Genomic DNA, 14,033 nt, shown 5'->3' with positions numbered 1-14,033 from the left:
CTCCTAGATTCTTTCGATGACGGTGGCAGTGGCCAGGCCGTTGCCGGCACACAGGGTAATCAAGCCAGTGCTCAGGTCACGGCGCTCCAGCTCGTCGAGCAAGGTGCCGAGAATGATCGCGCCGGTGGCACCCAAAGGGTGGCCGAGAGCAATGGCGCCGCCGTTGACGTTGACCTTTTGCGGGTCGAGGCCCAGAGCGTTCTGATAACGCAGGACCACCGAAGCGAAGGCTTCGTTGATTTCGTACAAGTCGATGTCGCCCGGGCGCATGCCCAGGCGCCCCAGCAGCTTCTCGGTGCAGGCTGCCGGGCCGGTCAACATGATGGTCGGCTCGCTGCCGATCGAAGCGAAGCCCTTGATGCGCGCACGCGGTTTACGCCCGATGCGCTTGCCGAACTCGGCAGTACCCAGCAGGACGGCCGCCGCGCCGTCGACGATGCCACTGGAGTTGCCACCGGTGTGTACGTGGTTGATGCCCAGTACTTGCGGATAGCGCTGCAAGGCGATGGCATCGAAGCCAGCCTGCTCGCCGAGTGCCGCGAACGCCGGCTTCAGAGCCGCCAGGGCCTCAAGGGTAGTACCGGCCCGCAGATGTTCATCGCGGTCAAGCAGCACTTCGCCGAGCAGATCGCGGATAGGTTCGATGGAGCGATCGAAGTAACCCTGCTGCCAGGCATGCGCTGCGCGACGCTGGCTCTCCAGCGCGTAAGCGTCGACATCGTTGCGGGAAAAGCCGTCCAACGTAGCGATCAGGTCGGCACCGATGCCTTGCGGGGCGAAGTAATTGTGATAGGCGACCCAGGGGTCGGCACTCCAGGCACCGCTGTCGGCGCCCATAACGGTGCGCGACATGGATTCGACACCACCACCGACAGCTGCCTGGGACTGGCCGGACATGATTTGCCCGGCGGCATTGTTCACCGCCTCCAGCGCCGAAGCGCAGAAACGATGGACCTGCTGCCCGGCCACCGACTGGGCATATCCCGCGGCCAGCACTGCCGCGCGGCCGATATTGCTGCCCTGCTCACCCACTGGCTGAGCGCAACCAAGGATCACATCATCGATCAGCGCGGTATCCAATTCGCTGCGGCGCGCCAGCGCCTGCAGTACCTGAGAGGCCAATTGCACCGCGGACACCTCGTGCAAGGATCCGTCAGGGCGGCCACGGCCGCGCGGCGAACGTACATGATCGTAAATGAAGGCTTCGGCCATGATGATGAAATTCCTCTGAGTCTGAGTAGGCCATCAGGCCCGCCAGGCGGGCACTACGGGGGATGTCAGAGTCACAGCAGAGAGATGGGGGGGCACCTATCGAAAAAGATAGAAGTCGGGCTTGTGGGCGTTTGCCATAGTCACTGCCATAAGAACGATGAGCGCTTGATGCGCGAGGAGAATGTCCCGATGAATCAGCCGGCAACAACCCAACAGCCTGCTATCTACCAGCCGTATGTCGGTGAGGACCCACGCCTCAGTCGTATAGAGGTCACCACCATAGGCGACTTGTTGCTCAAGGCCTATGATCGTTACCCGGACAGTCCGGCACTCATCTTCCCCGACAGCCAATGGACCTACGCCGAGTTGGTCGAGCGCGCCCTGCACACGGCACGAGGACTCAAGGCGCTGGGAATCAAGCCGCGCGATCATGTCGGCATTCTCATGCCGACCTCACCCGAGCTGGTCCAGGTGTTCTTCGCCGTGGCCTTTTGTGGTGCCGTTTCGGTATTGATCAACGCGCGCTACAAGCCCAGCGAACTGGCCTACGTGATCGAAAACGCCGATCTGGTCAGCCTGATTACCACCGACACCGTGGCCGAGCACGTCGACTTCGTCGATCGCCTGCAAAGCGCCTTGCCGGATCTGGCCAGCAGCCCGAACTGCTACAACCTGGCACTGGAAAACGCACCCCGCCTGCGCAATCTGGTGTTGCTCGGTAACAGCCAGGCGACAGGCTTCATCAGCCGCACGGCTTTCGAGCACGCTGCAGAGGGCATCAGTGAACTGGAAGTACATCGCAGCCGGGTCACCGTGCGGGTTCGCGATAATGGCTTGATCCTGTACACCTCCGGCACCACGTCCAACCCCAAGGGTTGCCTCATCACACACGAAGCCATGGTGCGCAATAGCAGTGTGTTGGGGCGTCATCGCTTCCAACTGACACACGACGACAAACTCTGGTCTCCGTTGCCGCTGTTCCATATCGCGGCAATGCTGCCGTTGCTGGCGATTTTCGAAGTCGGTGGCTGCTACCTGGGGATGGGCCATTTCGAACCAGGCCAAGCCCTGAAAATGCTTGAACAGCACAAGGTCACTATGGCGTTTACCCCTTTCGTGACCTTCCTCCAGGCGCTGATCTACCACCCGGACTTCGAGGCCACTGACCTGTCCAGTGTGAGGTTGATGAACAGTTGCTTCGCCGCGCAGCCCAAAAGTGTCGGCGAGGCCTTCCGCAAAGCCATGCCGCAAACGCTCCAGGCCGGGACCTTTGGGATGACGGAAGCCTCCGGAATCGTCGCCACCGCACATTGGGGCATGGACCCTGAATTGGGCTTCACCCGCCTGGGCCTGCCGATGGTCGGCCAGGAAATCCGCATCATCGACCCGCAAACCGGCGCTGACCTGCCCATCGGCGAGCGCGGTGAAGTGCTGGTGCGCGGCTACAACCTGTTCGATGGCTACTACCGTGACCCTGAGAAAACCGCCGAAGCCTTGGATTTAGCGGGCTGGTTCCACAGCGGCGATATCGGCTCGCTGGACGAACACGGGCATGTGATGTTCCACGGGCGCTTCAAGGACATGCTCAAGGTTGGCGGCGAGAATGTCGCCGCCGCTGAAATCGAAGCGGTGCTGGCACGCCATCCCGCGGTAAAACTCGCCCAGGTGGTTGGGATGCCGGATGAAAAATACAGCGAAGTACCGGCCGCCTTCGTCGAGATCGCGCCCGGTAGCCAAGCCAGCGCCGAAGAGCTGATTGCTTTCTGTCGCGCCGAAAGTGCCTCGTTCAAGGTACCAAGAATGATCCGCTTTGTGGATGAGTGGCCGATGTCGGCCTCGAAGATCCAGAAATTCCAACTGCGCAATGCCTTACTGCGTGAACTGGGTATCGTTGAGCAATGAACAACCGAACCTGTCTTCGCACCCGATACTTTAATAACGGCCAACAACGTCTCAGCGCCAGCGTGGCAGGTTCGCCGGACAAGCCTTGTGTGATCTTGCTACATGGCGGTGGGCAAACCCGCCATGCATGGAACACTAGCGCGCAAAACCTGCTGCGTGCCGGTTATCAAGTACTCAGTCTGGACTTGCGCGGCCATGGTGAAAGCGACTGGGCCACTAATGGCGACTACAGCCTGGACAGCCAGATAGGCGACCTCAAGGCGGTCATTGCGCAATTACCCAATCCTCCCATATTGGTGGGCGCCTCGCTGGGCGGTTTGATCGCCCTGGCATGCGCTGGCGAAAACCCTGGTATCGCTTGCGCATTGGTGCTGGTGGATGTCACTCCAAAAGTCGATCCCGAAGGGGAGGCCCGGGTCAAGCAGTTTATGCAAGCCAACCCCGACGGCTTCGCCAGCTTTGGAGAAGCCGCCGCCGTCATCGCTCGTTACTTGCCGCACAGGCCTCGTCGCCCGAGCACCAAGGGCCTGCGAAATAATTTGCGCTTTCGCAATGGGCGTTACTACTGGCACTGGGACCCGCGCCTGTTCGACACCCTCGATGTCAGCCCACAGATCGCGCAGGCACGATACGACCAGGCCGCAGCGAGCCTGAAGATCCCGACACTGTTGATACGAGGCGCGCGTAGCGAACTGGTTGGTAGCGAGCATGTCGAGCACTTCCTGACACTCATGCCGCACGCGCAATACCTCGATGTCGCAGGCGCTGGGCATATGGTCAGCGGTGACAGTAACCATGTCTTCAGCCAGGCACTGGAACAATTTCTGACAACGGTGGCCCCTCCTCCTGACGCGTAAACGTCGACAAACTCTGCGGATAACAAAAACAATGAACAGACTATCGATCAAGCTCAGGCTCATCCTGTTGGTCTCCCTCGCCATCGCAAGCCTGGTGTTGCTGGGCGCTGTCGGCACGCTTGGTGTGCGTCAAGTACACCGTTCACTCTGGCAGATCAGTGAACAAAGCCTGCCAGCCCTTAATGAGCTGGTGACCATCCGCATGTGGCAACTCAAAGCCCTGCTGATTTCCCGTGAGGCTGCCAGCTGGAGCCCCCAGCAGTACGAAACCCTCGACGATCCCACGGCCGAAGCACGGGGCTTTTTTGGCACACTGCTCAAGGAAAAGCGCAACGTCGATGAACAGCTCGACAACGCCTATAAGCGCTATGCACAACGGCAAAAAAGCCCGGATGCATTGCAGCTATGGCAACCGTTGGAGGAGGACTGGAAAACCTGGCGCGAGACGGCTGAAAACTGCTCGAACACCCTCGCAGCCCTGGGCAATGCCAGTAGCTGGCCGGATGTTCAACAAGGCAGTTCCATGCTGCAATCGCTCGTTGAATACAGTGCCATCCCCCTCAACCGCGCCGATGCCAGGGTCAGCGAACTAATCGACGTCGCCAGCGCCAGTGCGCAGCAGGCCCAACGTGAGGGCCAGCGCGTCGGTGAGCGCGCCACACAATTGATTGGCAGCATGCTCCTCGCAGCCTTGATTGGTCTGGGCCTGTTTGCCATGCTGATCGTGCGCAGCATCAGCCGCAACCTGGGCAACACACGTAATAGCATCGTACGCATCGGCCAGGAGAATGATCTGACCATACGTGTGGGCATCCACAGCCGTGATGAAATCTCCCAGACCGCTGAAGCCCTCAATCACCTTCTCGACAGCATGCAAGGCGGCCTGAAACAGGTACTCTCCAATGCCTCGCGCTTGACCGATGTCGGTGCCAACACTCTGACCTCAGCCCGACAACTGTCAGCTTCGGCGCTCAGCCAAAGCCAGGCTTCGGCCGACATGACCCAGTCCATCGAGGAGATGGCCGGCAGCATCCAGCACATTTCCGGCCAGGCCCGGGCCGCTCGCGAGCAAGCCGAAGCAGCCGGCACGGCGGCGACCGAGGGCAATCTGATCATCTCCCGCAGCGCCAGTGAAATGGACGCCATCGTCAACACCGTGGGGCGCACGGAAAAAGCCATTGTTTCGCTGGGCAATCAAACGGCGCAGATCGCCAACATCGTCCAGGTGATCCGTAGCGTCGCCGAACAGACCAACCTGCTGGCGCTCAATGCGGCCATCGAAGCGGCCCGTGCCGGCGAACAGGGCCGTGGCTTTGCCGTGGTCGCCGATGAGGTGCGAAGCCTCGCACAACGCACCGCCCAGGCCACCGAAGAAATCCAGCAGATGGCCAGTACCACTCAGAGTTTATCGAGCGAGGCAGTCAATGAGATGCTTGGCGCCGTGAAGCAAGTGGGACGGGGTCAGCAACTGGCCGGCCAAGCCGCGGAACGCATGCACGAGATCCAACACAACGCAAGCCAGGTACTCAGCGCGGTGATGGCTATTTCAGGGGCGCTTGAGCAGCAGGAACACGCCATCAAGGGCATTGGAAAACGTGTGGAGGGGGTTGCCGACCTTAGCCAAAGCAACAGCGAGGCAGCGCAAGCGACGGTGTTGCAATCCAGCGAGCTGCAGGAAATGGCCGAAGCCTTGCGTAGGGTAAGCAGTCAATTCAAGGTGTGAGAACACTCGCCACTAAGGACAAGGCAACCTGTCAGGCTGCTTTGTCCTCGGAATGAATCACTTCTTTGCTTCCTCTTTCCGACCACGGCTGCGAAACAGCCCTTTCAGAAAGATCACCGGTAGCCGCAGAATCACCTTCCACGGCATCAACGACAGGACTTGCGACATGTCTTCAGGTTTGATGTAAATCGCAGTGTTCATCGCCCCCATCATCTTGCCTTTCATTACCAGGTTGTCGCCCTCGAGCTGGAAGGATTTCAGATCCATCATTTCCACGCCTTCTTTACTGAACATTTTCATACGTGATTTTTCCTGACTGAATGCATGCAGGGGCACCGACGGCCCCTGCAGTTTGGTTAGAGCAAGGCGTCAATTAAGCACTTTGTCGAAGTCCAGGCCCAGTTCTTCGAACAGCACCTGCGCTACGTTGCGCCCGGAACCACCGGTGATACCGCCGCCAGGATGGGTACTGGCACCGGCCATGTAGAACTTCGACAGTGGCGTCTTGTACTGGCCCCAGCCCGGCACTGGGCGGTTGCCACCCAACTGCCAGTTGTAGGCACCGATGTGCAGGATGTCGGCGTTCATCATTGCCGGGTTGTGGCGTTCTATATCCAGTGGTGTCTTGTAGGCCATGCCAATGATGTTGTCGGCATCCATGTTGGTGGTCAGTTCGCGCAGGTCTGCGATGAAACCGTCAGCGACTTGCTTGCCGATTTCATCCCATTTTTTTGGCCCGCCATTTTTCAGGTTGTAGGGGGCAAAGGCATAGATATGCATCATGCTTTTGCCTGCAGGTACGCGGCTCGGGTCGGCTTTGTGCTGACCCACATAGGCGGCGAAGTCGCGCCGGGGGATGCCGTATTCCATGTCGCGGAAAGCCTGGGCAAAGTCTTCCAGGTGCGAGTGGGATTTTTCGATCCAGAAGAACTCGTCGACCTGCGGGCCAATCTTGTATTTCGGCTCCTCATGCAGCGCCAGGTGCACGGTCATCGGCTGGATGCTGCTGAATTTGTTGTTCTGGATACGCCGCTCGAACCCATCTGGCAACTGCAGGTCGGGCATCATGTGCGGGAACACTTGCTTGGCATTGAGGGTCGAGACGACCGCCTTGCTGGCGAAAATCTCCTCGCCGCTGGCCAGCTGCACGCCCTGCACTTCTGAACCGTTATGGACGAACCGCTCGACCGAACTGCTGAGTTTGATCGTACCGCCGTGATCTTCCAGGCAACGAGCCAGCGCCTGGGTCAACGCACCTGAACCACCTACCGGAATACCGGAACCGAATTTGTGCATGAACGGTAGGATGATATAGAAACCAAAACCGGTGCCGTTGTCGAACGGGTTGGTCATGGCTTCAGAGGCATAACGGGTCAGGCCGATCTTGACGCGCTCGTCCTCGAACCACTCATCGATCAGGGCCCAGGAACTGATAGCCTGAGCACGCATCATTTCCTGACCTTGCGGACTCTGGTCGAGCATGGCCGCCTGCATGCCGGCAGTCGGCGGGATGTTGTACATGCCCATGACCAGCATGTCGAGCATCTGGAAAACCTGCAGATTGAAGCGGCGGTAGGCCTCTGCATCGCGCTGGGAGAACTGTGCGATCGACTCGCAGGTGCGCTCCATGTCGGTATAGAACTCGAGTACCCGACCGTCTTCGAAAATCGCCGCTGTCATTTTCTCCGGGTTGACGTACTTGAGGCCGTATTTCGATTGCAGCTCAAGTTCATCGTTACGAAGCAGCGGGTTGGCCTGCAGCATGGTATGCGCGACCGAGCAGATATCATTGAGAAAGCCCGGGGCGATCAGTTCGCGAGTCATGGCGCCGCCGCCGATGCGATCACTCTGCTCGACCACACAGACATTGACCCCAGCCTTGGCCAAGTAACAGGCGGCGATCAAGCCGTTATGTCCGCCACCAACGACAACAACTTCATACTTTTCCGTCATTTTTGTTTTTCCTATTTTTGACTCAGCGTTTCCAGGGATCGCCCATGGCCGATGCCAGCATCAGCATGTTCTGCAGCCCGCCATCGACCACGATGTTTTCACCAGTGATATAGGCCGCATCCGGACTTGCCAGAAAAGCGATAACCGCCGCCTGGTTCTCCGGTGAGCCGACCATCTGCAAAGGGTTGCGCTTGGCCGCGGCTTCGCGCTGGACTGGGTCGCTATAGCGGGTATCGGTCATGCCTGTGTGGGTCGAACCTGGCGAGACGCTATTGCAGCGAATGCCATCGGGGCCCCACTCCACCGACATCTGCCGCACCAGCATCACCAGCGCCGCCTTGCTCGCGCTGTAGGCGCCCAATGGCGGCGTCGGCTGGGTGGCCGAAATGGATGCTGTGGCGATCAGGCTACCGCGCGACTGGGACAGCCACGGATGTGCGGCCTTGCCCAACAACCAGGTGGCCCGGGTATTGATTGCGAATGCGCGGTCAAAGTCTTCGACACTGGTTTCAAACAAGGTACCGCGCTGGATGATCCCGGCATTGCTGACCAATACATCCAGCCCGCCGAATGACTCTATAGCCGACGCTACCAGTCTCGCCGGTACTTCGGCATCGCTGAGGTCACCCACGAAGGGCACAGCCTCGACCCCCTGGCTGCGCAGTATTTCGACCAGGGTTGCCAGGCCATCGGCGCTGATGTCCGCAAGCAATAACTGCGCGGGCTTGCCACCACGGGCCTGGGCATCGGCCGCCAGGCGCAACGAGGTTGCACGTCCAATGCCACTGGCGGCACCGGTCACTATCGCTCTCATGGGCTCTCCTCTTGGGGTTTACGGGCTCCGCCGCAGCATTGCTTGCACCGCACTGACAGGCACCTACCGAAAAAGGTAGGTAGGTGCCAATTCAACGAGTGAACAAGACTGACAAATTAAACATATTTTGCTCAATACCAACCAAAATGACCCACCCAATGCAACCAAGTATCACCAGCGCCGCCTTGCTTGCACAGTCGCCCCTCAGGAGTGGCGTCGGCTGGCCGCCCGAAATTGATGCTTTGGCAATAAGGCTGCTGCGTGATTGGGCCAGCCAGGGATGAGCGGCCTTGCCCAGCCCCCAGGTGGCTAGGGTATTTATTGCGAACGCGCGGTCAAAACCTTCGGAACTGGTCTCCAGCAAGGTACCTCGCTGGAGGGTCCCGGCATTGCTGATCAGCACATCCAGCCCGCCGAACGCCTCGATCGCCGCTGCTACCAGTTGCGCTGGCACTTGAGCATCGCTGAGGTCACCCACGAAGGGCACGGCCTCGACCCCCTTGCTGCGCAGAATTTCGACCAGGGTTGCCAGGCCGTCGGCGCTGATGTCCACAAGCATCAACTGGGCGGGCTTGCCGCCACGGGCCTGGGCATCGGCTGCCAGGCGCAGCGCGGTTGCACGTCCAATGTCACTGGCGGCATCGGTCACTATCGCTCTCATGGGCTCTCCTCTTGGGATTTATGAGCTTCGCTGAAGCATTGTTTGCACCGCCCTGACCGGCACCTACCGAAAAAGGTAGGTAAACGCCCAAACAACAAATGAACATCATTGACAATTTATACACTATCTGTTCAATATCAACCCCAACAATCCACCCCAATAAAAACAAGAGAGGCTCGCCATGGAATTGTTGGTGACTAAACTGGTCCCTCCCCTGGAGGCCGGCACCCTGCTCGGCCGTCAGCGCCTCTATGGCCATACCCATAGGATGGCCAGCAGTCGCCTGACCGTCGTCCAGGCTGCCGCCGGCTTTGGCAAAACCAGCCTGCTCAACCAGTGGCAACACGCATTGTCCGCCGACGGCCACACGCCAGCCTGGCTGACGCTGGAACCTTCAGACCAGGATCCCGTGCGCCTGCTCATCTACATTGCTGCCGCGCTGGCACGCACCGATGCAGACCTAGGTGCGACCCTGACCAAATTGATTCAAACCGAGCGCTACCTGAGCGGCGAAGTGATGATCACTTCCCTGGTCAATCTGCTCGGTGAAACCGACCGCCCGCTATTCCTGCTGCTGGATGACGTTCATGTGCTGGAGTCCGGCGCCCAGGCCACCCTGGGCCGACTGATCGAGCGCGCCCCGGCGAACCTGCATTTCATTCTGGCCACGCGCACGCTGCTGCCGCTCAACCTGTCGAAATGGCGTACCCAAGGCCAGTTGTTCGAGCTGGACGCCAGCGACTTGCGCTTCACTGCTGATGAAGTGGCCGTGTTCTTTCGCTATAGCAACTGCCCCGAGCTCTCGGCGGAGCACCTGTCGGCCATAGAAGAGCGCACCGAAGGCTGGGCGGCCGGTCTGAAACTCGCCAGTATTCTGCTGAATCGAGAAAACGCGCAGCAGCCCTCGCTTGCTTCGTTTTCCGGCAGTCATTCGGCGGTAGCGGACTTTTTTGCCGAAGAGGTTCTGGCCTTCCAATCCGTGGAAATCCGCGACTTCCTCCTGCTCACAGCACCGTTGGGACGCTTCTGTGCGGAACTCTGCGCAGCGGTGGCCGAGAGCCCGGACGCATGCCAACTGATCAATTGCATCGAAGCCAGCGGGCTGTTCTTGCAGCGCCTGGACGATCAGCGCCAGTGGTATCGCTACCACCACCTATTCGCCGATTTCCTTCAGCGCCGCCTGCATGAACAGGATCCCAACGCCCAAACCAGGGTATTCAGCAAGGCCAGCGTCTGGTTTCAGGAGCGCGGCGCCTTTATCGAAGCCATCGACTACGCACTCAAGGCCGGTGAACACCACCAGGCCGCGCAAATTCTCGACGCCTGTTGCCTGGACATGAGCTACGACGGACGAATTCGCCTGGTCGCCCAGTTCGCCGAACGCATACCACCGGCTCTGCTCAATCATTACCCCACGGTGCTGCTCAGCTGGGCCTGGTTGCTGACCCGTAACCTCGACTTCGAAGCTGCGCGCAAGTTACTTGGACGGGTACGAAACTGGCTCAAGGGCAACGAGTCGACCCAGGAACACTCGGCAGAGCGGCTGAATGAATTGCGCAATCTGCTGCGCCACCGGGAAATGACCCTGGCGGCGGCCGAAGACAAGATCGCCCTGGTCGAAGAACACTGCCAGACCCTGGTCGATGATCGCCTGACTGATACCCACCCTTACCTGGCCGGGACCATTTACGCGCAGTTGCAATACGCACAACGTGAGCAGTACAAGCTCAGCGAAGTCGAACGTCTGGCGGCCATCGCCCAAGGTACGCTACGTCGCTCGGGCTTCAATTTCGCACTGATCTCCGTGCAATCGCTGGTCGGGCCTTCCCTGCATGCCTTGGGTAACAGCGACGCGGCCATCAATGCATTGGAAGAAGGTCTGGAGGAAGCCATTCGTTACGGCGGCGAGAGATCAGCGCTGAGCGCCCTGCCGGCCTTGCCCCTCGCCGGTATTCTCTACGAGCGCAATGAGCTGACGCGAGCCCGACAACTGCTTGATGACAGCTTGCCGGTGGTCAGCGAGTTCGGTTTTGTCGACCAGTTGCTCGCCGGTTACCTGACCCAGTCCCGCATGCTTCAGGCCGCAGGCGACAACGAAGGCGCGCGCCAAGCGCTGGACAGCGGTATGTCGGTGGCTTTGGACCGCGGTCTGGAACGCCTGCGCATGTTTATCGTAGCCGAACGTATCAAGCAATTACTCGATGGCCAGCACTTCGAGCAAGCAGCACAGTACGCGCGCTCGGCGGGCGTGCCTGCCGACGGCAAGGCCGTGCAGCCCAGAAGCGGTTGCACAACTAAGGACGAAGCCCAGGCGATCGCCTGGACGCGTCTGGCGATCAGTCAAAATCGCCTGGTCGATGCACTGAATGTCGCCAAACAATGGCGCTCTTTCTGCAACGGACACAATGCCAGCCGCTCGCTGATTGGCTGGAACTTGCTGCTGGCACAACTGCAACTACTCAGCGGCGAACAACGCAGTGCCCTGCGCTCCCTGCGCGAAGCTATTGCCCTGGCTGCGCCGATGCGCGCCATTCGTTGCTTCATCGATGAAGGCCCGGCCATCGCCAACCTGCTCGCGAACCTGCATGAATCGCCTTCCCAGTCGCAGCACCCGACCGATGTCTTTGCCCGTGAGCTGTTCGAACTCTGCAAGCCCCCCTGCGACCAACTCGGTACCGAGAGCGATTGTGAAGGTCTGTACGGCAAATTGAGCAAGCGTGAGCTGGAGATTCTTTCACTGGTGGGCGTCGGCATGCGCAACCGTGAAGTCGCCGCACGCCTGGGCATGACCGAAGGTTCGATCAAATGGTACATGCAGCAGGTGTACGACAAGGTGGGCACGCGCCGGCGGTTGAAAGCAGTCGAGCAGGTTAAAAAGATGGGACTGATTCGTTAGTCCAACAGCATTACTTATCCATCAAGAGGTCATCACATGGTACTGGTTGCACGCGCGTTACTTGTATTACTGACGCTACTCCCAGGGCTCGATGCAATTGCACAAACCAAGGTTGACACGACCTATGAGCAAGAGGCGCGAGATGCCAAGGCGCTGCTGCAAAAAGCTGTCAGCTACTATCAGGCACACGGCGACGAGGCCTTTGCCGCATTCAGCCGTCAGGGCGAGTTCATTAACGGCCAATTGTATGTCTACGTGGTCGATACCAATGGAGTGATGCTCGCCAGCGGCGGGCCATCCGTCTTGCTGGTTGGGCAGAATATGTCCGACGTGCTGACAGGAGAACTGAAAGAGGCATTCGATCAGGCAGTCACCAAACCCGAAGGCACAGTGCATGACGGCGAATACCGCTGGTCCAACTGGCAGGACGCAGGCAAGGTCGAACGCAAACACGCCTACTTCCAACGCGTCGGCAACCGTGTACTGGCGGTCGGATACTATCTTCCGCGCTCCAATCCGCAACAGGCCAAACAACTGCTCGACCAAGCCAGCGAGGCGATCCGACAGGATCCTGACTCCAGCCTCCAGGCCATCAACGGCATGGACAAGCGCTTCTATCAGGACGATCTGTATGTGTTCGTCGTTGACCTCAAGAGCCGCAAGTTTATTGCCCACGGCTACAATCGACGGCTAGTCGGCACCGACTTCCAGTCTCTGAAATCCCCAGACGGCACGCCGATCGGCCAGCGCATGCTCGACTCCATCAAAACCAAGGACCAGGGCGAGCTCCAATACCTGTGGCGCAATCCTGTCACGACTCGCAATGAGCACAAGCACGCCTACCTGAGGAAGGTCGGCGACTATATGGTTGCGGTGGGTTACTACTCGCGCTAGTGGGCAATTGCACCTGGTCCTGACAGGCCGCAATCGACCGATTGAATCCACGGGCGAAGCGGCCATTGGCGCTGTGGTGATGCAGTTTCAAGCGTGATGCGTTCGCCTGGTCAACTGCTTACAAGGTCATGCCACCCGACACCGGAATCACCGCGCCGGTGACGAAATTGCCGGCTGGCGACGCCAGGTAGATCACTGCGCCTACCATATCCTCTGGATTGCCTACGCGTCGGCGCGGTACGTTGCTCACGGCGGCAGCCAGCTGTTCGTCGGCTATTTGAGTCAGCTTGGAAATAAAGAAACCCGGCGCGATGGCATTGACCGTGATGTTTTCCGGGCCCATGCGCTTGGCCAGCGAACCGCTGAGGTGATGCAGGCCGGCCTTGGCCGCCTGGTAGGAATAATTTTCCCTGGGGCCGACGCGCAGACCACCCACCGAGCCTATATTGATCACACTCGCCTGACCGACTTCAGCGGCCGCGATGCGCAGCAACGGCAATAGCTGCTGAGTGAGGAAAAACACCGATTTGAGGTTGAGGTCAACGATGCTGTCCCAACCCTCCTCTGTGAACGCGTCGATCGGCGCTTCGTACATCGCGCCAGCGTTATTTACCAGAATATCCAGCCCGACTTCCTGCGCTTGCAATTGCTCGGCAATTGCCAGCACGCCGGCCTGAGTAGACAGATCCCCCGGCAGCGCTCGGCAATCACCGAAGCCAGACAGCTCGCTGGCGACCGCCGCACATGAGTCGGCATTGCGGCCGACAATATAGGTGCGCACGCCATGTTCGACCAGCCCGCGGGCGATCATCAGGCCGATACCGCTGGTGCCACCGGTAACCAGTGCGACCTTGCCGGCCACGGAAAAAAGCTTACTCATGATGTTGTCCTTGTTTGTACGAAATCGGCTAGTGCTTGTGGTCGCCCTATCTGCAATCCACCAAGCGCAGGTTGTCTGGCGTCGAGCGCCTTGCGAGAAAGGTTACTTGTAAGGGTCGACGGGCTGTTTGTAGTCGATCACGCCGATATCCTGGAGCATCGTCAACACGTCGCTAATGCTATAAATGTATCCGGGGATAGGGCTATTAAGGGTTAGCGCCGATTTATCACCGCAAAAACAG

At 59.3% G+C, this 14,033-nt stretch carries 11 protein-coding genes and 1 pseudogene; 6 read left to right on the top strand and 6 right to left on the bottom strand.

The window, feature by feature from the left end:
• Positions 1–3 precede the first annotated feature (3 nt).
• Positions 4–1,212: an acetyl-CoA C-acetyltransferase gene (locus ACYZT5_RS03425; RefSeq protein WP_462049786.1), complete on the bottom strand. Its 1,209-nt coding sequence runs from the start codon at positions 1,210–1,212 to the stop codon at positions 4–6.
• Positions 1,213–1,401: 189 nt separating this feature from the next.
• Between ACYZT5_RS03425 and ACYZT5_RS03420 the strand changes: the two genes are divergently transcribed.
• The 4 genes and pseudogenes from ACYZT5_RS03420 to ACYZT5_RS03405 all read left to right on the top strand — a co-directional run bounded on the left by ACYZT5_RS03420 (position 1,402) and on the right by ACYZT5_RS03405 (position 5,694).
• Positions 1,402–3,114 carry a class I adenylate-forming enzyme family protein gene (locus tag ACYZT5_RS03420; RefSeq protein ID WP_462049785.1) on the top strand — a complete coding sequence of 571 codons (1,713 nt, stop codon included), beginning with the start codon at positions 1,402–1,404 and terminating at the stop codon, positions 3,112–3,114.
• Positions 3,111–3,971 (top strand): alpha/beta fold hydrolase, encoded by an 861-nt coding sequence (locus tag ACYZT5_RS03415; RefSeq protein ID WP_462049784.1) that lies wholly within the window; start codon positions 3,111–3,113, stop codon positions 3,969–3,971. The genes ACYZT5_RS03420 and ACYZT5_RS03415 overlap by 4 nt, the downstream gene beginning before the upstream one ends.
• A 31-nt stretch (positions 3,972–4,002) precedes the next feature.
• Positions 4,003–4,788: pseudogene (locus ACYZT5_RS03410) on the top strand (Tar ligand binding domain-containing protein); the annotation flags it as partial.
• 54 nt (positions 4,789–4,842) lie between these two features.
• Positions 4,843–5,694 (top strand): methyl-accepting chemotaxis protein, encoded by an 852-nt coding sequence (locus ACYZT5_RS03405; protein ID WP_462052181.1) that lies wholly within the window; start codon positions 4,843–4,845, stop codon positions 5,692–5,694.
• Positions 5,695–5,751: 57 nt separating this feature from the next.
• Here ACYZT5_RS03405 and ACYZT5_RS03400 read toward each other — a convergent pair whose 3' ends face one another.
• From ACYZT5_RS03400 to ACYZT5_RS03385, 4 genes are all read right to left on the bottom strand, one after another.
• A complete protein-coding gene (locus tag ACYZT5_RS03400) occupies positions 5,752–5,994 on the bottom strand; it encodes a hypothetical protein (protein ID WP_462049782.1) in 243 nt (80 codons plus the stop codon).
• Positions 5,995–6,063: 69 nt separating this feature from the next.
• Complete coding sequence (locus ACYZT5_RS03395; protein ID WP_462049781.1) at positions 6,064–7,647, bottom strand: phytoene desaturase family protein; 1,584 nt, start codon at positions 7,645–7,647, stop codon at positions 6,064–6,066.
• Positions 7,648–7,669: 22 nt separating this feature from the next.
• A complete protein-coding gene (locus tag ACYZT5_RS03390; RefSeq protein ID WP_462049780.1) occupies positions 7,670–8,461 on the bottom strand; it encodes an SDR family NAD(P)-dependent oxidoreductase in 792 nt (263 codons plus the stop codon).
• Positions 8,462–8,552: 91 nt separating this feature from the next.
• Entirely contained in the window at positions 8,553–9,110 is a 558-nt protein-coding gene (locus ACYZT5_RS03385; protein WP_462049779.1) for an SDR family NAD(P)-dependent oxidoreductase, read from the bottom strand.
• Between the two features lie 205 nt (positions 9,111–9,315).
• Here ACYZT5_RS03385 and ACYZT5_RS03380 point away from each other — a divergent pair, with 205 nt between their 5' ends.
• Together ACYZT5_RS03380 and ACYZT5_RS03375 are read left to right on the top strand one after the other, a co-directional pair.
• Complete coding sequence (locus ACYZT5_RS03380; protein ID WP_462049778.1) at positions 9,316–12,018, top strand: LuxR C-terminal-related transcriptional regulator; 2,703 nt, start codon at positions 9,316–9,318, stop codon at positions 12,016–12,018.
• 36 nt (positions 12,019–12,054) lie between these two features.
• Complete coding sequence (locus ACYZT5_RS03375) at positions 12,055–12,912, top strand: cache domain-containing protein (protein ID WP_462049777.1); 858 nt, start codon at positions 12,055–12,057, stop codon at positions 12,910–12,912.
• 118 nt (positions 12,913–13,030) lie between these two features.
• Here ACYZT5_RS03375 and ACYZT5_RS03370 read toward each other — a convergent pair whose 3' ends face one another.
• Complete coding sequence (locus ACYZT5_RS03370; RefSeq protein ID WP_462049776.1) at positions 13,031–13,792, bottom strand: SDR family oxidoreductase; 762 nt, start codon at positions 13,790–13,792, stop codon at positions 13,031–13,033.
• Positions 13,793–14,033 lie beyond the last annotated feature (241 nt).

It is taken from the genome of Pseudomonas sp. LB3P14 (assembly GCF_054898045.1).
The sequence above is the reverse complement of the archived record's forward strand: the minus strand, read 5'-3'. Positions and strand labels throughout refer to the sequence as shown.